Raw genomic sequence first — 24561 nt, 5'->3', positions numbered from 1 at the left:
ACCGTTTGCTTTTTAAACTCTTCGTTGTACCGCTGCCGTTGTTCCCCCACGGTGGGACACCTCGCTTTCGTTAAGTACATTATCTTGCGCTCCTTAACGTTGTGTCCACTTTTTATTCTAGCTGCACACGATCCGCTATTTGCCAGATGCAGCCGCAATTTCGGGGCATATGCCGGCAATAACGGATCTCCTGGCCGCCAAACGCCAAACTCGCGATAATCGCACCATAGCGGCTCCTGTGTCCGCACGGCTTTGTCACCGCGCTTCGGGGCTGCGCACGTTCGCCGGCTTAATCGTCATTCAGCCGGATATCCATATGATGCAGCAGCGACAGCGCCTCCGGCAGCGAGAACAGCGCCTGCGAGAGCCGGTTCGCACTGGGATCGATCGCATAGTTGACGGCATCGGAGAAGTCCGCGCCGCGTAGATCCGTGTCGCCGAACAGGCTTTCGCTAAAGTCGGTGTCGCGCATGTCGGCCGCCGCCAGATTGGCTTCGCGGAAATCCACGTCCTTGGCCAGGCAGCCGGTGATGACGCATTGCGGCAGCTCGAGGCCGATGAACGTGCTATGGTTCAGCGTGCAGCCTTCGAATTTGAGCAGTCCGGGCACGGCAATCCGCGGCCAGTCCGCCTCGGTCCAATTGATGCCGACCAGCTTGGAGCCCGTGAACGACGCCTGCGAGAACGCCGTATCCGCGATGCGGATGCCGTTCAGGTCGCAACGGACGAAGCTGCAGCCCGTAAATTTGCAGTCCCGGAACGCCGTCCCGGCAAAATGGCAATCCGTGAACACGCAGTCATAGAACCGGACCCCATCTAGCTTCTCCTCTTCGAAACGGAGTCCCGTGAAGGATTCGTCGAAGTACTCGGATTCGTCGAACAAAGATTTCACGTCCTTCCGCTCGCGGGAATATAGAACGTCAGCAGGTCGTCGCGATAGTCGACGAACGTATCGGAAACGACGCTGTAGGCCTTGAGATGCATCGATGCATCTTGAAAGATAACGTTTCCTTCGGCGTCGTAGACAAGAACGCCATTCTGATCGGTCGAACAGAATACATGGTCGGCGTAGAACAGCTTTCCCCGGGCAATGGGATACGAAGCCGTAAGTTCGCCGGTGCGCGCGTCATAACTTCTGAACAGCCAGCACGCCGGAATCCCCGCAAGCTCTTCTTCGTCGAACAGATCCGCTTCAAACTGCCCCGTTATCCCGATTTCATGCTCATTCAACCAGCAGATCGAATCATTCCAATCATATTTCCCCCACCATAACGCGCGACGGCTCGGACCGTCTTCGGACTCCCAGACATTTTCCGTCAACCACCGATCCAGGTTCCAAGTCGCGATCGCTCCCATCGGATGCCATATCCAGCCGTTGTCGGCCACCCAGTTCCCATCCGGCGATACGACCAGCTGCCCGTGGAAATAATCCAAATCATGCTCCGCCCCGATATATTGATGATCGACAAATCCGCTTGGTTGAATAACGCGATCCGTTAGCAGCGCGCCATTCCGGGGATCCGTGATATCTAAGCGATTCCATTTCGTGCCATGGATCAATAGCGTTCGGTTCTGATGCACGATGAAGGCGGCATGGAAAATCTCACCGATACGGCTCCGATTCGGACGGGGCAAGCGCGATAATCGTTTCGTTCAGTTTCCATTCCGATCGGATATATTGGAAACCGTTTCCTTCGTTCGAGGTGGTGCTCATGTTCCCTCCTATCGCCATCATTGCCGTAATGCTACCTACTTCAACAGCCGTGCCGGTTATTCCTGTTTGCGACGCGAAACCCAGCCCGCCCCCGGCACTAGATCGACCGGTGCAGCGGCAAAAAGCCGCTCCCTTCGCGCATGCGCGCGAAAGAAACGGCTTTGCTAGAATCCCACTTCCGGTCGCCCCTGTTCCGTTCCGTCTCGCGGCCCGCGTGCCTGCGGGCCGCGTATACATCGCCGTCAATGCGGCGGCATTATTCCGCCCAGCGGCTGTGCAGCACGCAGTCGCAGAAGCTCGGCCGCTTGTAGCCCGGCAGCAGCAGCTCGCAGACGTCGGACTTGATGTTGCCGAACGTCGTCTCCGGCTTATGCTTGAAGCCTTCGAGGAACGCGTGCAGAATCTTCTGCTTGAACTGGTCGCGCGGGAATGCCGCGGTCACTTGCTCGCGAACGTCCGCCGTCAAGGCGTCGAAGTTCTCGCCCATGACGTCGTAACCGACGCCCGAGTAGATGAGGGCGACCTCGGGCTCTTTGTGCTGGGCGATGCCGATCGTCGTATGCAGCGCGATCGCGTCCCAGACGAGCCGGACGGATGCCTCCGGCACGCCGTGCGAGCGGAGAAAATCGCGCGCGGCGTTCGCGCCGTCCACCTCGAAGCGCAGATCCTGGCTGCTGTACCGCTTCGTCAAGCCCAAATCGTGGAACAGCGCGCTGATGTACAGAAGCTCCGAATCGAACGCAAGGCCGGCTTGCTTCCCCTGCAAGGCGCCGAACAGGTAGACGCGGTGGGAATGGTTCCAGAGCAGCTCGTCGCCGTGGTCGCGCAGCAGCTCGGCCGCCTGCGACGCCAGCCGGCTGTCCGGGATGACGATATCGGCAATGGTTTTTGGCATGATGAATGACCTCCATAGTCGGATGATTGCTTAACGCCTTCATTGTACGAAGCACCGAACCATCGGTCAATACTATCGTTTCTATGGATATCATAGATACGTTCAATCGTTCTCATGCCGGAGCCAGTCGATAATAATAGATATTCTGAATTGGTTTGGATATAATGATAGATACAATCAATGATTTTCGTATACGGAGGGGTTCATCCTTGGAAATCCGACAGCTGGAATATTTCAGCGCGATATGCGACGAGCTGCACTTCACGCGCGCGGCCGACAAGCTCGGCATCACGCAGCCTACGCTGAGCCATCAGATCAAAGCGCTTGAGGACGAAATCGGGACGCCGCTATTCGACCGGATCGGCAAACGGATCGCCCTGACGGAAGCGGGCGCCGTGCTGAGGACGCATGCCGCCGTCGTGTTCGGTGCCCTGCGCAGCGCGAAGGATCAGATCGGGGAGCTGCAGGAAGGCGAGCGCGGTACGCTGTCCGTCGGCACACTGCCCGGCGAGCTGAACCACCTGGCCGCCTCGCAGCTCGTCGCCTTCAACCGGCAGTTCCCGAACATCAAGATCAAAATCGACGCCGCCGAAGACGTCGCCGAGCGGGTCATGAACAACGAGCTGGACGCCGGGCTCACGCTCCTGCCGGTGAACGACGACCGGCTCTTGGCACTGCCTCTGTACGAGGAGCGGTTCTATATGGCCGTGGCCGCCGATCACCCGCTGGCGGACGCAGCGTCCGTGCCGTTCCGGGACGCGGAGCGTCTGCCCGTCATCTGGTTTCCTCAAGACCACAAGTGCCGGCAGCTGATCGAGGCGACCTGCAAGTCATGCGGCTTCGTCATGAATCCGATCATCGAGACGAACACGATCGAATCGATCTTCAGCCTCGTCGGATCCGGTGCCGGCGTCAGCATCCTCTCCAGATCGCTCATACAGCTGTACGGCAACGAGCGGATCCGGGCGATTCCGATCGTCGCCCCCGTCTTAAGCCGGCAAGTCGTCATCGTGCACAACCGCGAAAAATTTCTCGGCCGGCCGGTCAAGGCGTTCATCTCGCTGCTGCAGCGATTCGTCGAGGAGAAGCGCATTCCCGAGAAGCCGATCAGCTGAACGCCTCAAATCGCGCCACGTGCCGGTCTACGTCTCCCCAGTGATGTATGCCGCGTAGCGCCCATAGCCCTCTCGCTCCAGCTCATCCGCGGGAATGAACCGCAGAGCGGCGGCGTTCACGCGGTAATGCAGCTTGTCCGGGCCGGGGCCGTCGCGAAGCAGCTCGCCCAGGTACGCGTTCGACAGCCGCGCGCGCAGCACCGTCCGCGCCCGGCCGCCGCCGAGCTCCGCCACACGCCGGACGGCGCCCTCCTCGATCGGCTTGACGAAGCCCGGATGGCCGGTGCCGGACGCGAACTTGTCCGCCGAGCCGAACAGCGCGGCGCCGTTCAGGATGTCGACGTATAGGCCTGCACGGTCTTCGTCCCAATATGCGTTGTCGTACGGCGGTTCGTCTTCGCCCAGCTGCGTGACGCGGTACTGCCGGTCGGTCAGCAGCCCCTTCCACCGTTCCCTGTCGCGCTCGGTATGCCAATGCCGCTGCGCAAACGCCTCCCGTCCGGACGCCTCGACGTACTTGTTATTATGCCCCCGGTGCGTCTTGTAATAGTCCTGATGCTCGTCCTCCGCGGGATAGAACGGTCCCGCGTCCAGAATCGCCGTCACGATCGGGTTCTTGAAGCGCCCGCTCTTCTGCAGCGCCCGCTTCGACGCCTCGGCCAGCTTTCGCTGTCGTTCGTCATGCGCGAAGATCGCCGTCCGGTACGAATGGCCGCGGTCCAGGAACTGCCCGCCGGCGTCGGTCGGGTCGATCTGCTGCCAGAAGATCTCGAGCAGCCGTTCGTACGGAAACACCTCCGGCTGATATGTGATCCGTACCGCCTCGTAATGCCCGGTCGTTTCAGTGCCGACTTCCTTATAGGTCGGATTGTCCGTATGTCCGCCCGTGTAGCCCGAGACGATCGACACGATGCCCGCCAGCTCGTCGAACGGCTTCACCATGCACCAGAAGCACCCTCCGGCAAACGTAGCCTGCTCGGTACCGTACTCCCCGATTTTCATGCGATGCGTCCCCTTTCCCGCCGCGGCCGAGATCTGCACGCCTTGCGTCTCCCGCAGACCGGCTAATTCAAATAATGCAACAGCTCGAGCGGCGAAGCCAGTTTCGGATACGCGCTCTCGATATACGTATTGTACCAATGCGCATGGAACGCCCGCATCCCCGCGCGGTCGGCGCCCTCCAGCTCGCGCGAACCGCCGTCGCCGACGAAGACGCACGCTTCCGGCCTTACGTCCATCCGGAAGCATGCCAGCCGATAAATCGCTTCGTCCGGCTTGCTGCATCCCGCCTCGAACGAGAAGATCCGGTCGTCGAAATGCGGCGACAGCTCCGATCCATCCCAAGCGTCGACCTCTTCCCGTGTGCAGTTGCTGATCAGCCCGAGCTTGATGCCCCGCGCCCGCAGCCTCGTCAGCAGCTCGAGCACGTCCGCCCGTATCGGAGCGAACGGAATGCGCTTCTCTTCGAGACGCGATTCATGCAATAACCGGACCGCGCCCTCGTCGACCGCCAGCCCGCGGGCGGCGAGAATATCCCGAAGAACGTCCGGATAATCGCGGAACGTCCCATTCATGCGCCGCGCTTGGCGCGCGCCCCACTCCGCCTTGAACGTCTCGGCGCTAAGCCCGAGGAGCCCGTCGTAGTCGTACGCGCGCTTCGACCGTCTCCGGCCGTCCTCGAATTCGGTGATCAGCGTTTCGTACAAATCGAAGAACACCGCCTCCGGCCGCGACGGCACGCGCTCCTTTCGCCGATCGTCCGTCATGCCTGCCGTGCCTCCCGCCCGTAATGGCGCATCGTTGCCGCGCCGCATGCGTTCGCCATGCCGTATCGCCCCTCTCCCGGATGAGCTGCGGCTCTCGCCGCCGCTTGACTCCACTATAGCAATTCCGGCGGAACGCCGGCAAGAATCGGCAACTCTGCCGCATGGCAGCGGTCTCCATCTTCGTTCTCACGGCTTCGGTCTCCGGCTCCGGTTTCCGCTTGCGCCGCCCAACGCGTTCTATCCGCCGCCTTCGCCTTGCCGGCCAGGGGCTGATCCGGCGATCCGTCTTTTTTACATATCGGCATTGCGCGCGGGGGTACTCCCCAATCGTCCGGTTTGTGCTATAATGCAGAAGGTCTATCTACTTCTCATCGGAATATTGGAGGTCTCATGTCACACGCAAACCCTATCATGCGGCCAAACGCGGCGAACCGCAAAACTTGGCTGCTCGTCCTTCTATTCGTCGTCCTCACCGCGGCCGGCCTGGCCTACGTCAAATGGTGGCCGTACTATGGCAAAGCCTTGACGGCCGCCGACAAGCATTCCATCGGCGGTTCGATCCTGAAAGGCTCCGGCGCCGACCATCCGCTGTCCATCTGGCAGTCGTCGCTCGATTACGCGCAGGCGTATTTCAAAGCCATCTGGAAGGCGGCCGTGCTCGGCATGATCGTCGGCTCGATGGTTCAAGTGCTGCTTCCCGCGAACTGGCTCTTGAAGGTGCTCGGCCGCACTTCGATGCGCAGCACGCTCATCGGCGGCGTATCCTCGCTGCCGGGCATGATGTGCACGTGCTGCGCCGCTCCGATCGCCGCCGGTCTGCGCAAGCAGCAGGTATCGGCCGGCGCCAGCCTGGCGTTCTGGCTGGGCAATCCGCTTCTCAATCCGGCGACCTTGATCTTCATGACGTTCGTGCTATCGTGGAAATTCACCCTGCTCCGGCTGGCCTTCGGGCTGCTGATCACCTTCGGCGTCAGCTATGCCGCCAACCGGTTCGAAGCGCCGCGCGCCATGGCCGAGCGTCTCTCGAAGCAGCTGCCGGACGCCGAAGCCGCCCCGCGCCATGGCTCCTTGTGGGCCGCCTGGTTCAAGAGCTTGTTCAAAATGGCGGTCACGCTCGTGCCCGTGTACATCGTCGCCGTGCTCGCGCTCGGCGTGCTGCAAAGCTTCGACCTACCTGCTTGGCTGCACGGAGGCTTGGGCGCGATTCTGTTCTTCGCCATTGCGGGCACGCTGTTCGTCATCCCGACCGCGGCGGAGATTCCGATCATCCAGTCGTTCCTGTCGCTCGGCGTGAGCGCGGGGCCGGCCGCCGTCCTGCTCGTGACACTGCCGGCCGTGAGCCTGCCGTCCCTGCTGCTGGTGGCGGGCGCATTCCCGCGGAAGGTACTCGGCTTCGTCACGTCGTCCGTCGTCGTCCTCGGCATTCTCTGCGGGTTCATCGGCGAGCTGGTGCTGTAGACTGGCTGGTGCCGTAATCGTTATAAACATCAAAAGGTCCGCTTTCGGCGATTGCCGAAAGCGGACCTTATTGCGTTCGTTCAACGTTCGCCCGCAAGCGCCGGCTGCGCTCGCAGCTCGTCGAGGATTCGCTCCGTCTCGCGGTACGCCTCGTCGACGCTGCCGGCCCGAACGACGTACCGCGGCGCTTCTTCATACTGCTCCGCGGAATGCGCGTACCGCGGATCGTAATAATGGACGAGCAGCAGCTCGACCGCCTTATCATACGATTGCTTCTCCAGGCAGCCCTGGATTTCGTGCGCGATCGGCGTATGCAGCCGCGCCTTGATGCGCTTGAAGGCCGCGAGGCAAGCCTCCGGATTCTCCCATGGCTTATAGTCCTCGACGATGTTCAGCACCCGTTCGCGCAGCGGCAGCTCGATCAGAATCCCAATGCCCGTTTCCTTCTTGCGCATGACCAGTTCGGGCAGGACGACCTTGCCGACCCGCCGGCTCTCCGCCTCGACCGCGAAGTACGTTGCTCCGCGGGCGGCCCACAGCTCCTCGAGCAGCAGCGCGTCGAACATCTTCTGGTTGCTGGCCTGCAGGCCGATTTCGCCGAAGATCGAGCCTCGGTGGCCGGCCATGCCCTCCAGGTCGAGCACCGGGCGGCCCTGCGCCTTCAGACGGCGCAAAATCTCCGTCTTGCCGCTGCCCGTATTGCCGTGCAGCACGACGGCGTGCGGCGCGAATTCCATCGTCTCCAGCTCGCCGACGACGTACTGCCGGTATGCGCGGTAGCCGCCGTTCAAGCGATACGCGTGAATGCCCATCAGCGACAGCACGGTCGCGGTCGTCTTGCTGCGCATGCCGCCCCGCCAGCAGAACACCGCTTTTTTGCCGGGTACGCCGGCGATTTCGCGAATGAACGCCGGCAGCTTCGCCGACACGATTTCGAGTCCGCGCTGTTTCGCCGCATCGACGCTGACCTGCTTGTACAGGGTGCCGATCTCGGCGCGCTCCTCGTCGTCGAACAGCGGGATGTTCAGGCTGCCCGGGATGGTGGCCGAGCGGAATTCCGACGGCGACCGGACGTCGATCGTCGTGATGCCGCGTTCGTCCCTCAGCGCCCGCCATTGCTCGAGTGTTATATCTTGAAACATATCGTTAGCTCCTTGCCTATGTCCGCGTTATGGGATGAACGGCAGCCGGGCCGTCGTCGGTTACGTCCTCGACGTAAATGTGACCGCCGGCCGCCTCGATTATGCTTCGACGTAAATATGACCGCTCGCCGCCGACGTCACTTCGCCGATCAAGCCGGCTTCGACGCCTGCTTCCACGAGATCCGCGAGCAGCGCGTCCGCGTCGCCTTCCGCGACGGAAATCAGCAGCCCGCCGGAGGTCACCGCGTCGCACAGAATCCATTGATCGATCTGATCCATATTCACCGGGAACGTGACGCGGCCGCTGATGTGCGCGAAATTGTTCTTCGTGCCGCCGGGCACGAAGCCGAGCTCGGCCAGCTCCCGCGTCCGCGGCAGCACCGGCACGTCCCGCTTGCGGATCGTGATCGCGGCGCCGCTGCCCTTGGCCATCTCGAGGGCATGTCCGAGCAGGCCGAAGCCGGTTACGTCCGTGCAGGCGTGCACGTCGTAGCGGTCCATGATCTCGGCGGCCCGCTTGTTGAGCGTCGCCATGACCTGCGTCACGCGCGCCGTCTCTTCGGCCGAGAGCTGATCCTTCTTGATGGACGTCGTCATGATGCCGACGCCGATCGGCTTGGTCAGGATGAGCCGGTCGCCGGGCTTCGCTCCGGCGTTCGTCCGGATGCGGTCCGGATGGACGATGCCCGTCACGGCCATGCCGAACTTCGGCTCCTTATCGTCGATGGAATGGCCCCCGAGAATCGTTACGCCGGCCTCCTTCGCTTTATCCGCGGCACCCCGCATGATCTCGGCCAGGATGCTCTTGTCCAAGGTCGCGATCGGGAACGCCACGATGTTCAAGCCCGTCAGCGGCTTGCCGCCCATCGCGTAGATGTCGCTGATCGCGTTCGCCGCGGCGATCTGGCCGAACGCGTACGGATCGTCCACGATCGGCGTGAAAAAGTCCACCGTCTGCACGATCGCCGTATCGGCGCTCAGCCGGTAGACGCCCGCGTCGTCGCTCGTATCGAGCCCGACGAGCAGATCGGGATTCGGCTCCGCCGGCGGCAGATGGCGGATGACTTGCTCCAAGTCCGCCGGTCCGATTTTGCAGCCGCAGCCGCCTTTGCTCGACAGCGAAGTGAGTTTGATGCCTGTTTCGGATTTCATGATTGTCACGTTCCTCTCCCGTAAGTCCAATCGCCATTATTGCTTATCGTACCGCAATTCCCGGCATCGATCAAATCGGCACGGCTCACCGGGCGGCGCAAAACGCACGTTGCAAGCGGGCGCCGGTTCGTCATACAATACCAACTGTCATGCTGCGCATGCGCATCCTAATAGCTACCCCGGGAGAAGATTCGCGATGAATAAATCCGCTTTGCTTCAACTGCTGCTCGCCATGGCGATCTTCGGCTCGATCGGCTTCTTCTCGCGCCATGCCGGCCTGCCGGCGCTCGAGCTTGTCTTCGCGCGCTGCCTGTGCGCGATCGTCTTCCTCTTCGCCGCGTGGATGCTGTCCGGCAGCTTCAAGCGCGAGCGCTGGTCCGCGAAGGAAACGGCGCTGATCGCGGCGTGCGGCGTCACGAACGTGATGAATTGGATCTTCCTGTTCAAGTCGTTCGAGCTGATCTCCGTCACGATCGCCATCTCGCTCTATCACCTCGCGCCGGTGCTCGTGCTGCTGGCGGGAAGCTTCCTGTTCCGGGACCGGCTGAGGACTGGCGCGGTCATCGCGCTTGCGGGCTGCTTCGCCGGGACGCTGCTGCTGATAGGCGCGGACGGCTTCCGCGCGTCGGCGCCCGATTGTCGGGGCATGCTGTACGCCGTCGCCGCCGCATTCTTCTACGCCGCGACGATGCTGCTCGGCCGGACCGTCCGCCGGACGAGCGTCTACGCGACGACGCTCATCCAGATGCTCATCGGCGCGCTGGTGCTGCTGCCTTTCGTCCGTTTCACGTCCTACGCGGGTCTGGACGCCTCGCAATGGCGGTTCGCCGTCCTGACCGGCGTCATCCATACCGGTTTTGTCTACCTGCTGTTCTTCCGCAGCATCCGGCACCTGCCGTCCGCCGCCGTGTCGCTGCTCGTCTTCGTCGACCCGGCCGTCGCCATCCTGCTCGACGTCGGCGTGACGGGCTTCCGTCCCGATGCGCTGCAGACCGCGGGCATCCTCCTGCTGTTCGGCAGCTTGATCGGCGCGCTTGCCGGGCCGCTGCTGCGAAAAGAACGGCGCGGCGGCGCCGGGCTTCCGTTAGAAGGTGAACCGCCGTGATTCGGCGCGCCTCGATCTGCAAAAAAGCCTCGCTTCGAGGCTTTTTTTGGTTGGCGGCGCTGATCAAGCCGACATTTCTGCTCTTCCCACTGCCCGATACCCGCTTCATACTGTGCCATGCGTACTCAGCGTGTGCGCGCTCGCTCGACCGCGATCCGGCCCCGCCTTTCCGGCTCCGACGTTCTGCTCCCTTCCGGGTGCCTGGCTTTCCCGCGCAAGAATGCGCTTGCTGTTTTCGCGATTCGCGATTTACGTGTTCGTCAGATCTACATCGAAGTGAACAAGGTGCATCCAATTTGTCTATCGCGCGCAACATGTGTAATCCGTTCACGACTCATGTATAATACGGAGAAGAGAATCGGCTAAAGGGGGCGACGACGATGACGAACGAGACGCAAGACTATCCGGCGAGAACGAAGCTCCTGAAGAAATTGATCGACTACTTCACGAAGGAAGGCTTCCAGTCGCTGCGCATGGACGACATCGCGAAATGCATGGACGTCAGCCGGGCCACGATGTACAAGCACTTCTCCTCTAAGCAGGAGGTCATCGAGGGCGTCGCGCGGATCTTCATCGATTATATCGAGAAGCTCGAGGACCGGATCGAGGACGGCGATGAGCGGTCGTTCGGCACTTGGTTTCAACAGCTGTTCGAGCAATCCATCGCGCTCGTCGGCAAGATCTCCGACGTATTCCTGAAGGATCTGCAAACCGCTTATCCCGAGCTGTACGACGAACTGAAGCAGGTGCTGCACAAGCGCGAAGAGCAAACGCTGCGGTTCTACCGGGACGGCATGCAAAAAGGCATCTTCAACGCCATCAACGAGAAATTCGTCCTGCTTCAAGATAACGTGCTGCTCCGCGAAATCTTGAACGTGAAGTATTTGCTGTACAACCAGACGACCGTTCGCGAGGTGCTGCGCGACTATTACCAGTTCAAAAAGATTCAGTTGTTCAAGGCCGATAAGCTCGGCCTGCTCGACGACGCGTTAATCGAGCCCGTCATCGGCCACTTCGCCGGGAAGTTCAACCGGTCCTTGAATTAGCGGTAACGCGCCCGAGCTGCGGGACGATCGAACGGAGCGAGCTATGGCGGGCAGCAGGATGCGGTCGGATAGAAGCGGTCGTTAAGAAACGGTCGTTAAGAAGCAACCGTTAAGTAATGATCAGGCAGAATGGAGCAAACAGGAGGCAAGCCTCGGCGACGCGGCTTTTTTGCCGTGTCCGCGCATAAAGCCGATCAGAACCGAGACCTTCCCTCCGTGCCGGCCCGCAGTCATGCCAAAGCTCCCCCGTTCATATCATTCAACGTACGGCTTCACCTTGGGTGCGCCGAATCCGCGTCATCCCGCGCGAGCGAAGGAGCGAATATCCATGAACGAACGAATGGCACAGCTGGAGCGCCGGCTCATCGAGCAGCGGCACAAGGATTTGTTTCTGCAAACCGCGCATACGCTTGGCGCCATCAACGAGCTGGCGGAGCATCATCGCCTGCTGACCGCGATGCACGCCATCAACGGCTACCGGATCGTCGGCAGCGAAGAAGTGCTGTTCTACGATACGCTCTCGCAGGTGAAGGAGCAAATCGTGCAAATTCTGGAGAAGACGGTCTCCGATCTCGAGCACAAGGGCGACAAACATTACGAGAAGCATTTTACCGACGGCGTCGAATGAGGCGGCCGGCGGGGTTCTGACGGCCCATGCCGCCGGCGATGACGGCGCAGGCCTGGGGGCGCCTCGCGGCGGATGCGCACGGCGGCCTTGCAGAGCGGTCTTGGGGGTGCGGGCAATCGGCGCGGGTTTGGTGCGCCGGCTGCCTTTGACGCGAGCCGCGAGCCCACGATGTGTCTTGAGGCAGGTGGTTGCCTGATTCAAGTTCGTTTGGCGAAGATCATCGCGCACGGAACTGTCTTTTCTCTCGCCACAGCATGGTTTCCGGACTCAGGAGCCGCTATTAGTTCGTTTTTGGGATTATGGCCCTTTGAGCTTGACAGACGTTCCGTTAATGGCCGCCGTAGCCGGCTACGGATAGGAGATTCGGCTGAATAATCGCATCTGTGTCCGCGTAAGGCTTCAATTCAGGTCATATCCGGCAAATAGCGTCTCTCGTGTCCGCCAAACTTGCGGTTGACTACGAGTAGTCCAACATCATAACCACAAAGACAAAACGCCAAGAAATCGAGCCGATTTCTTGGCGTTTTGGCGTTCGGGCGCAGCTGTGAAGCGTTCGTCGTCGGTTCGCGGACCTTTTCCATGCCGGCGCACAAGCGAGTCACTGAAGGTGAAGCAATCATCACTTTCTTGTCTAGCATACTTTGACCGCCGTCCGCGCTTAGCCGAGTATCGCGCCGGCCTGCTCGACGATCTCCGCGACGATGTCCGCCGCCCGCTGCCCATCGGTCAGCATCCGCGTGCCCTGTCCGGCCCAGAGCGAGAGGTAATCGGCGTTGCCCTGCTTCGCGGCGGCGTTGCGAATGTCGCGCGTCGCGGTATTTTGCGTCGGGAACGGCAGCGGATCCAGGCCGCCCGCCTCCCACTCCCGCACGAACGCGTTGCGGATGCCGCGCGCGGGGCGGCCGGAGAACGCCTTCGTGATGACAGTGCTCTCCTCCGTGCTGCTGAGCAGCGCCTTCCGATAGGCGGCTTGCGCGCCGGATTCGGCGGCCGTCAGGAAGCGCGTGCCGAGCTGCGCGCCTTGGGCGCCGAGCGCCAGGGCGGCGACGAGCCCGCGCCCGTCCATGATTCCGCCCGCGGCGATGACGGGGATGCGCACGCGGTCCGCGATCTGCGGCACCAGCGCGAACGTGCCCACAGCCGCGCCCATCGGGTGCTCGTCCAGCTCGAACGTGCCGCGGTGGCCGCCCGCTTCGGCGCCCTGCGCGACGACAGCGTCGCAGCCCGCCTGCTCCGCGAGCACCGCCTCGCGCACGGTCGTCGCCATCGCGACGATCCGCATGCCGGCCGCCTTCGCCTGCGCCGCCAGCCGCTCCGGCAGCAAGCCGAACGCCGTGCTGATCACGGGCACGCGCTCCTCCAGCACGACTTGAAACTGCTCCTCGAACCTGTCCGGCGTCTTCACCGGCCCGGCAGCCGCCCGGTCGATGCCAAGCCGGCCGCGAAACGCGTCCAAGCGCTCCTGTACTGCCCCTACGCGCTCGTTCCGGTCCGCCAGTGAAACGGTGAATAAATTGACGCCGAACGGCGCGTCCGTCTTCGTGCGGATCGTCCGAATCGCCTCCCGCATCGCTTCCGGCTCCATATACGCCGCGCCCAAGAAACCGAGCCCGCCCGCTTCCGAGACGGCCGCGGCCAGCTCCGCGGTCCCCGGTCCGCCGGCCATCCCCGCCAAAAACAACGGGTACCGTATGCCGAACAGCCGGCAAACGTCATTCTCCAATCGAAGCCTCATGTACGTTCTCCTCCTTCCGCGCCAGAAGGCTCGCCGGATGCCCGGCTACTCCGTTTCGCGCGTCTCCTCCCGCAGAGGATGACCCGTTTTCGTATAGCGATCGAGACAGGCCCGGCAGATGCACGCCTTCCCTCGGGCTTCCGCCGGGATGAACGCGAATATCCCTTCCGGAAACGATTCGCCCGCGCACCAGCAAGACCGGCTCCCCGCGCACGCGTTGGCATGGCCGCAAATCGGGCATACCGCTTCGTCGATCGTCTCGTTAATCGAATCGTTGTTCGTCTCGTCGATCGTCCTGTTCATCGCCTCGTTAATCGCATCATTCATCCGGCCGCGCCCCTCTCCCGAGCATCGCGCTTCCAGCCGGAAGCGCCGTACCGCCATTATCGCCCGACAGGCAGGCGTATTTCAAGCGCGCGGCTATCCCGATCCGAGATAGCGGCCATACGGAAAACAGAACGGTCAGGCTTCGTCCGCGCAACGACGGATGCGTCAAAGACAGCCACGCCAATGACAGCCACGCCAAAAAAGAGTCCCGCCGGCGGGACTCCGATACACTGAACGCTGGAACGTCGTACTGGTCTTTCCGGTCCGCTCACCGCGCGGAACGCGCGGTTCATGGCCGCGATGCTCCGTCCGAGACGCCGCTAGGGAAGCAAGGCCTCGCGACGCGGCCGGCGAACGCTTTTCGCTCTCGCCGTTAACCGCAGCATCGCCGAACGGTCAGTCCGCCTCGGCCTCCGCTTCCGCGTATACGCCGAGCGCGGCCTTCACAGCCTCGCCCGGCCGGACGGCGGCCCCGTGCAGCGGCAGCACGGCTTCGAGCGCGGCCATCGTCAGCAGCACGTTCGGCTTGCGGCAGCTGTAGCCCATTGAGCCGATCCGCCAGATGCGCCCCTTGAGCGGGCCGAAGGAGCTGGCGATCTCGATGCCGAAATCGGCGAGCAGCTGTGCGCGCACCGCTTCCCCGTCCACGCCGGCGGGGATGCGCACGCACGTGACGACGGGCATCTTGCACGCGTCGTCCCCGTATCGCTCGAGCCCCATCGCCGCAAGGCCCGCGACGAGCGCCCGCTCGTGGAGCCGGTGCCGGGTGAAGCGCGCCTCCAGCCCTTCCTCCAGCGCGAGCCGCAGTCCCTCGCGAAGTCCGTACAGCATCGCCGTCGCCTCGGTATGATGATTGAGCCGCCGCGGGCTCCAATAATCCTGCAGCTGCGCGAGGTCCAAGTAATTGCTGCGTATGCACGACGCCGGTTCCGCGGCCTCGCAGCCTTCCGGGCGAAGGCCTTTCTCGATCCGCTTTCGGCGCAGCAAGCGCGCCTCGACGCGGTCGTTGTACGTGACCGGCGCCATGCCGGCCGGCACGGACAGGCATTTTTGCGTGCCGCCGACGACGGCGTCGAGCTTCCAGGCATCCGTCTCGACGGGCACGCCGCCGATCGTCGCGACCGCGTCGACGACGAGCAGGATGTCCCGCTCGCGGCAGGCATGCCCGATCGCCTCAAGCGGCTGCATCCGTCCGGTCGACGTCTCGCCGTGGACGATCGCGACCACGCCCGGCAGGTATTGGTCGATCGCCGCGATGACGTCCTCCGGCGCGAAGACGCCGCCCCACGCCGTCTCGATCGTGACGACCTCGGCGCCGCAGCGTTCGGCGATTTCGGCGAGCAAGTAGCCGAACCGGCCGAAGACCGGCACCAGCACGCGCTCGCCCGGCTCGATTAGGCCGGTCAGCACCGCCTCGAGCCCGGAACGGGATGTGCCGTCCACGGGATACGCCCACCGGTTGTCCGTCCGGAACAGCTCGCGCAGCATCTCCATCGTCTCGTTCATGATTGCGGTGAACGCCGGATCGAACTGGCCGAGCATCGGGTACGAGAGCGCCCTGGACACGCGCGGATCGACCTCGACCGGCCCCGGCGTCATGATGATCCGGAGCGGCGGGGACAAGTCCTTATAGCGTTTCATGCCGATTCCTCCCCATAGGCTAGCGTATGCAGCAGCCCGGCCAGCACGTCCGCGCCGCGCTCGACGTCCTCCGGCGCCGTGAACTCCAGCGGCGAATGGCTGATGCCGCCTCTGCTCGGGACGAATATCATCGCCGTCGGCACGAGCGGCGCGAACAACCCCGCGTCGTGGCCGGCCCCGCTGCCGATCGTCCGGTGCGAATACCCCTTGGCCGCGCAAATCCGCGCGATGCGCGCCTGCAGCGCCGCATCCATCGGCGAAGGCGGCTCCGCGAGCCAGCACGACAGCGACGCCGAGACGCCGTGCCGGTCGGCGGCCGCGCCGAACCCGAGGCGCGCCTGGTCGCAGAACGCGTCGATGGCCGCCTCGTCGCGATGTCGAACGTCGAGCGAAAAGACGGCCTTGCCGGGAATGACGTTCGGCATGTTCGGGTGGACGTCCAGCCGGCCGGCCGTGGCGACGAGCCCCCCGCCGGCTTCGAGCGCGGCCGGCCGCAGCCACGCGATCATCTCCGCGGCCGCGGCGAGCGCGTCCGACCGGATCGCCATCGGCGTCGTGCCGGCATGGCCGGCGCGTCCCTCGACGGTAACGTAAAACCGCCGCTGCCCGAAGATCGCGTCGACGACGCCGATCTCGACGCCCTCCCGCTCCAGCACTTCGCCCTGCTCGATATGAAGCTCCACAAAGAAGCCGATATCCGTTCGGCAGCTCCGGCCGTGCTGCTCGGGCTCGAGGCCGGCTGCCGCCATCGCCGCCCGAAGCGTTGTCCCGTTCCCGTCCCGGGCATCCAAGGCGCCGTCGAACGGCCGGTTCCCGGTCACGTTGCCGGAGCCCCAATACGCGAGCGGGAAGCGGCTGCCCTCTTCCTCGCAGAAGGAGACGACCTCCAGCGTCCGGCGCGGCTGGCCGCAGTCCGCCTTTAGGCGGGCCAGCGCCGCGATGCCGGCGGCGATGCCGAGCGCGCCGTCGTAGCCGCCGCCGCTGCGCACAGTGTCGACGTGCGAGCCGGTCAGCACCGCAGGCGCCGACGGGTCCGCGCCCGCCAGCCGGCCGAAGACGTTGCCGACCGTATCGGCCGACACTTCAAGCCCGGCTTCCCGCATCAGATCCGCGACGGCGAGCTGCGCCTCCCGCCAGGAGGCGTCGTACAGCAGCCGCGTCACGCCGCCGGCCGGATCCGCTCCGATGGCGGACAGCCGCTCCAGCAAGCGCGACGCCGTCCATTTCGCGTTTACGCCCGATTCGCCCATGCGTGCCCTCCTTCCGTTAACCGGTTCGCGTCGCCGCGCCCTGGGGGCGGAGCAGCCGGCCGCTCGCCTGCCGCTCCGTATCCAGCCCGCCTTGATCGGCGCGCCGGTCATAGACGACGCTGCCCCGAAGCAGCGTCGCCTCGACGCGGCAGCCGAACGCGAAGCCTTCGTACGCGCTGCGCGGATGAAGGTATTTCAGCTGATCCGCCGTCAACACGTACGGCGCCTGCAGGTCGACGATGGCGAGATCGGCATCGAGACCGACTTCGATCGCGCCTTTGCTCGCCGCGAGCCCAAGCCGTTCCGCCGGTGCCGCGGACAGCGCCCGGGACAATACCGGCAGCGGAATGCCGCGCTTCAGCCAGCCTTCGGTCACGACCGCTTCCAGCGTGCTCTGCGCTCCCATGATGCCGCCCCAGGCGGCGAACGCGTTCCCGTCCGCCGTCTCCTTCATCGCCGGCGGACATGGCGAATGGTCGGACGCGACGAAGTCGATCTGCCCGTCCGCCAGCAGCTCCCACAGCGCCTCGCGCTCCCGGCTTCCGCGAATCGGCGGCGCGCACTTCGCGTGAACGCCGATTCGCAAGGCGTCGTCCTCCGCGAAGACGAGATAGTGCGGGCACGTCTCCGCCGTCGCGTCGAGCCCCGCCCGCTTCGCTTCGGCGATGAGCCCAATCGCCTCCGGCGTGCTGATATGGACGAAATGCAGGCGGCAGCCCGTGCGCCACGCCATCTCAAGCGCCGCCTTCACCGCTTCCAGCTCCGCCTCCGGCGGCCGGGACGCCATGAAGTCCCGCATGCTCGCCTCGCCGGCCGCCTGCTTGGCGGCGGCAAGCCGCGAGACGATCGGCTCGCTCTCCGCGTGCAAGGCCAAGAGGCCGTTCAGCGCGGCGATCGCCCGCATGCCGGCGAACAATTCGCCGGCATCGACGTTCGCGAAGCAGCCGTCGCCGGTGTCGCCCGGCGAAGACATGAACGCCTTGAAGCCGACGACGCCGGCTTCGGCCAAGTCCGCGAGGTCGCCGAGATTGCCCGGCACGAGGCCGCCCCACAGCGCATAATCCACGCGGACGCCGCTCCGCCGGGCCGCGTCGAGCTTCAGCTCCAGTGCCGCCCGATTGACCGTCGGCGGCAGTCCGTTCAGCGGCATGTCGACGAACGTCGTGCAGCCGCCCGAAGCGAGCGCGGCCGAGCCCGTCGCGAAGCCTTCCCATTCGCCCAGACCTGGCTCATTCAGGTGGACATGAGCGTCGACGCCCCCGGCGAAAATGTGCTTGCCCGCGGCGGACAGTGTCCGCACGGCGCCACCCGCGGGCAAATCCGGCTCGACCGCCGAGATTTTCCCGTCCTTGACGGCGATATCGAGCGCCGCCGTTCGGTCGCGAAGGACGACCGTGCCGCCCTTCACCAGCAAATCCCATCGCTCCTCGGCCATCCGTCTGCCTCCTCGTCCGTGTTTCGCAGCCGGGAAGGCCCGGCCATGCTTGGCACGTCATCACTATGTCAGATTACATAACATCAATCTCTTGCCATTATCATAGCGGGATTCACCCGGAATGTCACTCGTCACCGCAGCCAAATTTTCGCGCCGATCGTTGGTCTCCGTTACGAAAATCACGACCGCTGTCCGCCCTGCTCAAACCCCTCCGCCGTGCCCTCTATCGGCGCCGGGCGGCATGAAGCCGAAAAACCTGAGCGCAACTGTCACCGATGGGCGGTTGCTTCAATACCATGTATAGACGTTTGACTATTTCCTACAATGGAGGTAATACCATGAATCGCGCGTTTTTCGGCGGCGGCTTCGGACGCCCGTTCTTCCGCCCGTTCCCCAGCCCGTTTTTCCCGGGCCGCTTCCTGTTCCCGACGTTCTTCTTCTCCCCGTTCTTCTTCCCGTTCTTCCGGGATGACCAAGCGGCCGATATGGTCTATGCTCAGCATCACGTGAAGCCGGGCGACACGATGGCTTCGATCTGCCACAAATACAACATGCCGCACGTCATGCTGGAAGAAGCGAACCCGCACCTCAATCCGAACCAGCTGAAGGCCGGCGAAACGGTCACCATTCCCCGCATTTCCAACATGCATTGCCATAAAACGTATGCCGAAGCGCCCGCTCAGCAAGGCATGACGACCAGCCATCATAACTGACTCTGGATCAATTGACCTTGGATCGCGGGACCGCGGACAACAAAGGGCAGCCGAAGCTTCGAGCTTCGGCTGCCCTTTTCGGCATCGGTATCATGCGCATCCAGCATTGAACAATCGCTAGATTGTGATTATAATCACAAGTAGACTATACCAACGAAATGAAGGGATTCACGTGCCATTTTTACGGTTCAAAGGCTTTCCGACGTCGTTTCTGAAGCAGCTCGCGCCGCCGCTCGTCGAAGAATTCGCCAAGCTCGTGCGCATTCCGAAGGAGATCGTGAAGATCGAGCAGCTGGACATCCAAATCATTACGAACACGCCCCGCTCCGTCGAGATCCTCATGTTCCAGCGCGCCCAGGAGCTGCACGACGCCATCGCGACCAAGATGCACCGGATGCTGGCCGATCTCGGCTATGAGAACGTTCATATTTTTTTCGTCATCCTCTCGCCTTCGCTCTATTATAAAGAAGGCAAACCGCTGTCCTATTACCAGGCCCGGACCATCTGATCCGGACCGGACGGCGCGTTCCCCCCGGCATCCGATGCCGGGGGTATTCGCGCGCTTGGGCTTCTATTCGTTTGGATCGCGGCAGTTGTCGGGCGTTCCATTACTTCCGCGCTTGAAGCAGATTATCAATAAACCTCTTTCAATTGTCACTTACTATACAGTATGATAGGAAATGTTCGATAACGCGCAAAAGGAATGAAATCGATGATGATGACGGAAGAAGACAAGAAACAGGACCGGCGCGTTCAGCGCAGCCGGGAAGCCTTGCGCAACGCCCTGCTCGCGCTTATGAAGCAAAAAAGCTTCGGCTCCATTTCCATCACGGAAATCGTCGAAACGGCCAATTACAACCGCGGCACGTTTTACGCGCATTACGAGAGCAAAGAAGCGCTGCTGGACGACATCATCGCCGAACTCATTCGCGAGCTGCTGCGGTCGTTCCGTGCGCCGTACGAAGGGGTCGACGTCTTTCGGGTCAGCGAGCTGTCCGCGAATTCGGTCATGATTTTCGATCATATCTACGAGAATGCTTCTTTGTACGCGGTGCTGCTGAAGAGCGAAGTGCTGCCGAAAGTGCGTGAAGCGATGCTGCTTGCCTTGAAAGGGATCCTCGTCGAGGAGCTGCAGCCGGTGGACGACGGACGCGGCATCAATCAGGAGCTGCTCGTCGTGTATTCCATCCATGCGCTGCTCGGGCTCGTCTTCTACTGGGTCGAGAACGACTTCAATTACTCGCCCGCCTACATGCAGGAACAGCTGGTGAAAATCATCCACACGGACCCCTCCTCGGCCCGGTCGACCGTCAACCGGCCGCACAAATAACAACATGGCTTCCCGGCAGGCGATTGCCTGCTGGGAAGCCTTGTCTGATCGTGACGCCTGGATTCGCTCCAAATTTCTCCCGAAGAGAACACGGACGCTCCTCTCGCTAGCGCCGGCTCCTCCGGAATCGCCTCTCACCTGGCCCCGGCATCAAGCCGCATCTCGTACAAATGCGCGCTGTAATCGCCGTCGAAGCGGCCGCGCAGCGTCAAGCCGTGCCGGACGTAAAACGCGTTCAGCGCCGGATTGTCCGCCATGCAGTCGAGCCGGAGCCACGACTTGCCCTGCTCCCGGATGTAATCGGCGGCCTGCTTCAGCAGCCGGCTCCCGATTCCATGCCCCCGATGCCTTCGCGACGCGACGAGCTTATGCACATACCCGGCATCTTCATGGTAGAGCTCCCCCCAGATGTCCTCGTCTGCCCAGTGAACCGAGAAGCAGCCGACCGGACGCCCCTCCGCCGTCGCGGCGAATACCGCATGCTCGCCGATAAAGCGTTCGATGAATGCCGGCGTGAACCAGCTTTCCTGCCATTGCTCGATGCCCTTCGCTTCGCGAATCCAGCCCGCCGCTTCCACGTACAGCTCGCGCAGCGCCTCCGCATCCGCCAAGCTTGCCCGACGAACGACGATCTCCATAGTGATCCAAACGCCCCTTCCTTCGCGCCGGCATCCGGCAGCCGGCCGATAATCACACGTAGTGTAGCGCCGAACGTCTGCGCCTGTCAATATTCTACACATGTCACCTTGTTTTTACTGGCGGCATAAGATTCTTGTCAAAAAAATGGATGGACCGATTCAATGGTGTGGCAACCAGATATTTGCAACATGATTTGGCTTGGTTGTAGTATTGATAGTGAAAATATTATTGGAGGATGGAAGAGTAGCATGAAGGAATCATTAATCGAAAAAGAGTTGTATGCTTTACCTTTCTATCAACAAGCCAAACCAAAGTGGTCATTTCACCTCTTATTTTTACTATCAATTTTCATGTTACTCGGTGCCGTCTTAATTCCTGGTGCTGGGCTGGAAAAAATAATTTTGAACGTAATATGGGTAATGGCTGCTATTTTTTTTGGATACGTGTGGCTCTCTGTGGCGTTCTTTAGAAAACCCTTTTTAAAAATGACTGAAGATTCGCTTGAGTACAGCAGAAAAGCTTTCAGATGGAACAGCATCCATAACGTTGAAGTCATTTCAGGACGCGCAGGCAGTAAACAACTTGTAATTCGGGGCAACGAGCAAGGAAAACGGTCATTTTGGAGAGAATTAGACCGGTTTATTCTGGAGAATTATTCGGTGGGCGATTATAAGTTTACTATTTTAGGCTCCATTTTTTCAAATATTGATCTTGAAAGACTAGCTTTGACAATTGTTGAACAAGTCAAAGTGAATAAAACTTAGTTGAACCTCACGAGATACGAAGGCAGCATGCCTCAGAACAATCGGCTGCCGTCGGCACGCATGGTTGCCGCGAAAATCGCGGCTTTTTTGCATTTATGGGATCAAGTTCTTGTCCGTCTACAAGGAAAATTCACGCAAATCATGAATATCTCTTATCGGTGGACGTCCAAATAAGCGAGCGTACTCTCGATTAAATTGTGAAGGACTCTCATACCCAATTCTGCTTGGCATTGTACAGAAACTCGGCCGTCTGTCCAACACCCGCTGTTCGGCACATCCGTATAGCTGTTCGCGACCGCGCCGCTGCCGACGATTATGCCCATGCTGCTCAGGCCCCACGTGCCCCAGTCGGCTTTTAGTATTGACTTTGGAATAAGTATCAGTAACAAAGGAGAAATTATTAGTAAACCCGATGAAAAAGTGCTATTTATCAAATTGAAAAAAATAACACCTCTATAATTTGGAACGTTGACTCCAAATCTCAAAGGCGATATTATGTTTTTGGAGATAAAACTCCAAATTAAAAAAATAATTTAAGGAGGGGCAATTACATTATGTCAAAAGTCTGGTTAGTAACAGGTAGTTCTAGAGGTTTAGGTCTTCAAATTGCAGAAGAGATTTTATCTAATGGTGATAAATTGGTCGCTACAGCTCGTAATACAGCTCAGCTTCAAGATCTTGTTCAACGTTATGGAGCTCAGGTTCACCCCGTAGCTTTAGATGTAACCAATCCTGAACAAGTGCAAGCTGCCATAAAATCTGCTATCGAGGTCTTTGGACGGATAGATGTTGTTGTCAACAACGCTGGATATGGAAATATTTCATCGATTGAAGAAACGTCTGATGAAGATTTTAAAGCTCAGATCGAGACAAACCTATGGGGGGTAATCCACGTTTCTAGAGCTGTGCTACCTCTAATGATTAAACAAGGGTCTGGGCATATAATTCAAATATCTTCAGTTGGTGGACGGACAGGCGCACCAGGTCTAGGGGCGTATCAAACTGCAAAATGGGGCGTTGAAGGATTTTCGGAAGTACTATCTAGGGAAGTCGCTCCATTGGGTATTAAAGTAATAATCGCAGAACCAGGTGGTTTCCGAACAGACTGGGCAGGTTCCTCTATGGCGCATATTGAACCGAGCGAACGATATAAATCCACAGTAGGTGCTATGCTTGAGCGAACTCGGGAGTCAAGTGGTAAGCAGCCAGGGGATCCTAAAAAAGCTGCTAAGGCTATTTATACCGTTGCTAATGTGGAGAATCCACCACTGCGCTTGTTATTAGGTAGTGATGCAGTGAAACTTGCTTTGATGGTAGATCAGGCAAAAATTGAAGAGACTAAAAAATGGGAAGAACTGAGCGTCTCTACCGACTTTTAATAAAGGAGATGCAAAAAATGAATGATTTGGCAGAGCATAAAACTGCATTAATAACTGGGGCAGGTACTGGCATCGGTGCTGCAACAGCGCTCGAATTAGCTAAACAAGGAATGAAATATTGCTCTCGTAGGAAGAAGAGCTGCACCTTTAGAAGAGGTCGCATCCAAAATTACAGAAATCGGTGGCAGAGCACTTGTTGTGAGTGGAGACGTATCCGATCCGGCGTCTGCTAAAAACATAGTCGACCAAACGATCAGTCATTTTGGTTCTTTAAATTATGCTGTTAACAATGCAGGAGTATCAGGTGAAAATCAAAAGTTAGCTGATATTCCGGTAGATACGTGGCATAACGTTATGAATATTAATCTCAACTCAGTATTTTACTGTATGAAAAAATAGCGAATTCCATACCATTAGGCAGGATGGGCAAACCAAGCGAAGTAGCTAAGATCATTGCGATGTTGCTTTCTGATGACGCCTCTTATATGACCGGAGCGCATGTCATTGTAGATGGAGGCTTTCTGATTTAATGTGTTCCTTCACCTTTAAGTTATCGGTGTAGTACAATTACACTTGTTGCTTAAAGGTTTTTTTATAGGCCTTAATGCTAATAAGAAAAGGAAGGATTCAAACCAGATGGGTAAAAGACAAGACATTATGGATGCGACTTTAGATCTGATACATGAAGAAGGATTACAATCTGTCACACTCGCAAAAGTGCTAAAGAAAGCAAAAGTCGGATGGGGAACGACATTCAACTATTTTGAAAGTAAGGAAGTATTAATCAACGAAGTTTATAAAGAATCCAGAATTCATATGGGTAATTACTTAATGCAAAATTATAATGAACATCTCACTGTTTATGAAAAATTCAAAATTCTGCAAACCAACCGAATAAATTATGGACTCGAGCATCCGAAGGAGTTTTTATTCATTGATTTATATTCTTATTCACCTTTAATTCCTGCTTCACTACGTGATTTTGATGCTGCTGGGTCAACAAATGCTGTACAATCCATGATTTTAGAAGGGCAAAAAACAGGATTAATAAAAAGTATAGATCCCCATCTCTGTCATCAATTGATTCACGGTATCATTCACTCAGTTGTAAGAGGCTATTTAATAAATAAGTATCCCTTCGATGATCTTCAAATTCAGCAAACAATTGAGGCATCTTGGAAAGCAATTCAGCAATAAAAAGAGTCTGTAAAATACTTTGTGTAAACTCCAAAACCTATTAAAATGGAATCAGTAGAAAGGTTGGGAGAACACATGGGACTTTGGACGAAACAGCAGCTGCGCGACTTCATTAAGGAGAATAATTTGG

General features: G+C 59.8%; 27 protein-coding genes and 1 pseudogene. 14 read left to right on the top strand and 14 right to left on the bottom strand.

Annotation, left to right across the window (positions count from 1 at the left end):
* Nucleotides 1–289: 289 nt before the first annotated feature.
* The 3 genes from ACFPB1_RS25690 to ACFPB1_RS25680 all read right to left on the bottom strand — a co-directional run bounded on the left by ACFPB1_RS25690 (nt 290) and on the right by ACFPB1_RS25680 (nt 2609).
* Nucleotides 290–892, bottom strand: coding sequence for a pentapeptide repeat-containing protein (locus ACFPB1_RS25690; RefSeq protein ID WP_379229047.1), 603 nt, complete (start codon nt 890–892; stop codon nt 290–292).
* The gene (locus ACFPB1_RS25685; protein ID WP_379229046.1) at nt 889–1635 is read right to left on the bottom strand and encodes a hypothetical protein; all 747 of its coding nucleotides are present in this window, start codon (nt 1633–1635) and stop codon (nt 889–891) included. The genes ACFPB1_RS25690 and ACFPB1_RS25685 overlap by 4 nt, the downstream gene beginning before the upstream one ends.
* Nucleotides 1636–1970: 335 nt before the next feature.
* Nucleotides 1971–2609 (bottom strand): HD domain-containing protein, encoded by a 639-nt coding sequence (locus tag ACFPB1_RS25680; RefSeq protein ID WP_379229045.1) that lies wholly within the window; start codon nt 2607–2609, stop codon nt 1971–1973.
* A gap of 209 nt (nt 2610–2818) precedes the next feature.
* Between ACFPB1_RS25680 and ACFPB1_RS25675 the strand changes: the two genes are divergently transcribed.
* Nucleotides 2819–3724, top strand: a complete 906-nt coding sequence (locus tag ACFPB1_RS25675) for a LysR family transcriptional regulator (protein ID WP_379229044.1) — start codon at nt 2819–2821, stop codon at nt 3722–3724.
* Nucleotides 3725–3751: 27 nt separating this feature from the next.
* Here ACFPB1_RS25675 and msrA read toward each other — a convergent pair whose 3' ends face one another.
* Both msrA and ACFPB1_RS25665 read right to left on the bottom strand, forming a co-directional pair.
* A complete protein-coding gene (gene msrA, locus ACFPB1_RS25670; protein ID WP_379229043.1) occupies nt 3752–4726 on the bottom strand; it encodes a peptide-methionine (S)-S-oxide reductase MsrA in 975 nt (324 codons plus the stop codon).
* A 62-nt stretch (nt 4727–4788) separates the two neighbouring features.
* The gene (locus ACFPB1_RS25665) at nt 4789–5490 is read right to left on the bottom strand and encodes an HAD family hydrolase (protein WP_379229042.1); all 702 of its coding nucleotides are present in this window, start codon (nt 5488–5490) and stop codon (nt 4789–4791) included.
* Between the two features lie 390 nt (nt 5491–5880).
* Between ACFPB1_RS25665 and ACFPB1_RS25660 the strand changes: the two genes are divergently transcribed.
* Nucleotides 5881–6948 carry a permease gene (locus ACFPB1_RS25660; RefSeq protein WP_379229041.1) on the top strand — a complete coding sequence of 356 codons (1068 nt, stop codon included), beginning with the start codon at nt 5881–5883 and terminating at the stop codon, nt 6946–6948.
* 80 nt (nt 6949–7028) lie between these two features.
* Here the strand turns inward: ACFPB1_RS25660 and mnmH are convergent, their stop codons facing one another.
* Both mnmH and selD read right to left on the bottom strand, forming a co-directional pair.
* The gene (gene mnmH / locus ACFPB1_RS25655; RefSeq protein ID WP_379229040.1) at nt 7029–8090 is read right to left on the bottom strand and encodes a tRNA 2-selenouridine(34) synthase MnmH; all 1062 of its coding nucleotides are present in this window, start codon (nt 8088–8090) and stop codon (nt 7029–7031) included.
* A 99-nt stretch (nt 8091–8189) separates the two neighbouring features.
* A complete protein-coding gene (selD, locus tag ACFPB1_RS25650; RefSeq protein ID WP_379229039.1) occupies nt 8190–9242 on the bottom strand; it encodes a selenide, water dikinase SelD in 1053 nt (350 codons plus the stop codon).
* A 196-nt stretch (nt 9243–9438) separates the two neighbouring features.
* Between selD and ACFPB1_RS25645 the strand changes: the two genes are divergently transcribed.
* The 3 genes from ACFPB1_RS25645 to ACFPB1_RS25635 all read left to right on the top strand — a co-directional run bounded on the left by ACFPB1_RS25645 (nt 9439) and on the right by ACFPB1_RS25635 (nt 12021).
* A complete protein-coding gene (locus ACFPB1_RS25645; protein ID WP_379229038.1) occupies nt 9439–10347 on the top strand; it encodes a DMT family transporter in 909 nt (302 codons plus the stop codon).
* Nucleotides 10348–10727: 380 nt separating this feature from the next.
* Nucleotides 10728–11393, top strand: a complete 666-nt coding sequence (locus tag ACFPB1_RS25640; protein WP_379229037.1) for a TetR/AcrR family transcriptional regulator — start codon at nt 10728–10730, stop codon at nt 11391–11393.
* Between the two features lie 328 nt (nt 11394–11721).
* Nucleotides 11722–12021 (top strand): hypothetical protein, encoded by a 300-nt coding sequence (locus ACFPB1_RS25635; RefSeq protein WP_379229036.1) that lies wholly within the window; start codon nt 11722–11724, stop codon nt 12019–12021.
* 658 nt (nt 12022–12679) lie between these two features.
* Here ACFPB1_RS25635 and ACFPB1_RS25630 read toward each other — a convergent pair.
* The 5 genes from ACFPB1_RS25630 to allB form a co-directional block, all read right to left on the bottom strand.
* Nucleotides 12680–13756 (bottom strand): NAD(P)H-dependent flavin oxidoreductase, encoded by a 1077-nt coding sequence (locus ACFPB1_RS25630; RefSeq protein WP_379229035.1) that lies wholly within the window; start codon nt 13754–13756, stop codon nt 12680–12682.
* Nucleotides 13757–13801: 45 nt separating this feature from the next.
* A complete protein-coding gene (locus ACFPB1_RS25625; protein WP_379229034.1) occupies nt 13802–14083 on the bottom strand; it encodes a cysteine-rich CWC family protein in 282 nt (93 codons plus the stop codon).
* A 396-nt stretch (nt 14084–14479) separates the two neighbouring features.
* On the bottom strand, nt 14480–15724 hold the full coding sequence (locus tag ACFPB1_RS25620) for a pyridoxal-phosphate-dependent aminotransferase family protein (protein WP_379229033.1): 1245 nt from the start codon (nt 15722–15724) through the stop codon (nt 14480–14482).
* Nucleotides 15721–16974 (bottom strand): Zn-dependent hydrolase, encoded by a 1254-nt coding sequence (locus tag ACFPB1_RS25615; RefSeq protein WP_379229032.1) that lies wholly within the window; start codon nt 16972–16974, stop codon nt 15721–15723. The genes ACFPB1_RS25620 and ACFPB1_RS25615 overlap by 4 nt, the downstream gene beginning before the upstream one ends.
* Before the next feature lie 16 nt (nt 16975–16990).
* Nucleotides 16991–18409, bottom strand: a complete 1419-nt coding sequence (gene allB / locus ACFPB1_RS25610) for an allantoinase AllB (protein WP_379229031.1) — start codon at nt 18407–18409, stop codon at nt 16991–16993.
* A gap of 338 nt (nt 18410–18747) precedes the next feature.
* On the opposite strand from allB, the gene ACFPB1_RS25605 reads away from it, so the two are divergent.
* The 3 genes from ACFPB1_RS25605 to ACFPB1_RS25595 all read left to right on the top strand — a co-directional run bounded on the left by ACFPB1_RS25605 (nt 18748) and on the right by ACFPB1_RS25595 (nt 20452).
* Nucleotides 18748–19122 (top strand): LysM peptidoglycan-binding domain-containing protein, encoded by a 375-nt coding sequence (locus ACFPB1_RS25605; RefSeq protein ID WP_379229030.1) that lies wholly within the window; start codon nt 18748–18750, stop codon nt 19120–19122.
* 172 nt (nt 19123–19294) lie between these two features.
* On the top strand, nt 19295–19630 hold the full coding sequence (locus tag ACFPB1_RS25600) for a DUF1904 family protein (protein WP_379229029.1): 336 nt from the start codon (nt 19295–19297) through the stop codon (nt 19628–19630).
* A gap of 204 nt (nt 19631–19834) precedes the next feature.
* Entirely contained in the window at nt 19835–20452 is a 618-nt protein-coding gene (locus ACFPB1_RS25595; protein WP_379229028.1) for a TetR/AcrR family transcriptional regulator, read from the top strand.
* 134 nt (nt 20453–20586) lie between these two features.
* Here the strand turns inward: ACFPB1_RS25595 and ACFPB1_RS25590 are convergent, their stop codons facing one another.
* Complete coding sequence (locus tag ACFPB1_RS25590) at nt 20587–21090, bottom strand: GNAT family N-acetyltransferase (protein ID WP_379229027.1); 504 nt, start codon at nt 21088–21090, stop codon at nt 20587–20589.
* A 162-nt stretch (nt 21091–21252) separates the two neighbouring features.
* Here ACFPB1_RS25590 and ACFPB1_RS25585 point away from each other — a divergent pair, with 162 nt between their 5' ends.
* Nucleotides 21253–21855 carry a hypothetical protein gene (locus ACFPB1_RS25585; protein WP_379229026.1) on the top strand — a complete coding sequence of 201 codons (603 nt, stop codon included), beginning with the start codon at nt 21253–21255 and terminating at the stop codon, nt 21853–21855.
* A 117-nt stretch (nt 21856–21972) separates the two neighbouring features.
* Here the strand turns inward: ACFPB1_RS25585 and ACFPB1_RS25580 are convergent.
* Nucleotides 21973–22077: pseudogene (locus tag ACFPB1_RS25580) on the bottom strand (AraC family transcriptional regulator); the annotation flags it as partial.
* Between the two features lie 332 nt (nt 22078–22409).
* Here ACFPB1_RS25580 and ACFPB1_RS25575 point away from each other — a divergent pair.
* The 5 genes from ACFPB1_RS25575 to ACFPB1_RS25555 all read left to right on the top strand — a co-directional run bounded on the left by ACFPB1_RS25575 (nt 22410) and on the right by ACFPB1_RS25555 (nt 24431).
* Nucleotides 22410–23234 (top strand): oxidoreductase, encoded by an 825-nt coding sequence (locus ACFPB1_RS25575; RefSeq protein ID WP_379229025.1) that lies wholly within the window; start codon nt 22410–22412, stop codon nt 23232–23234.
* The gene (locus ACFPB1_RS25570; RefSeq protein WP_379229024.1) at nt 23201–23467 is read left to right on the top strand and encodes an SDR family NAD(P)-dependent oxidoreductase; all 267 of its coding nucleotides are present in this window, start codon (nt 23201–23203) and stop codon (nt 23465–23467) included. Before ACFPB1_RS25575 ends, ACFPB1_RS25570 begins: the two co-directional genes overlap by 34 nt.
* The gene (locus tag ACFPB1_RS25565) at nt 23352–23633 is read left to right on the top strand and encodes an SDR family NAD(P)-dependent oxidoreductase (RefSeq protein ID WP_379229049.1); all 282 of its coding nucleotides are present in this window, start codon (nt 23352–23354) and stop codon (nt 23631–23633) included. Before ACFPB1_RS25570 ends, ACFPB1_RS25565 begins: the two co-directional genes overlap by 116 nt.
* Nucleotides 23634–23656: 23 nt before the next feature.
* On the top strand, nt 23657–23764 hold the full coding sequence (locus ACFPB1_RS25560) for an SDR family oxidoreductase (protein WP_417623786.1): 108 nt from the start codon (nt 23657–23659) through the stop codon (nt 23762–23764).
* A 106-nt stretch (nt 23765–23870) separates the two neighbouring features.
* A complete protein-coding gene (locus tag ACFPB1_RS25555; RefSeq protein WP_379229023.1) occupies nt 23871–24431 on the top strand; it encodes a TetR/AcrR family transcriptional regulator in 561 nt (186 codons plus the stop codon).
* Nucleotides 24432–24561 lie beyond the last annotated feature (130 nt).

Source organism: Paenibacillus sp. GCM10023250, assembly GCF_042653205.1.
Taxonomy (GTDB): domain Bacteria; phylum Bacillota; class Bacilli; order Paenibacillales; family Paenibacillaceae; genus Paenibacillus_Z.
The sequence above is the reverse complement of the archived record's forward strand: the minus strand, read 5'-3'. Positions and strand labels throughout refer to the sequence as shown.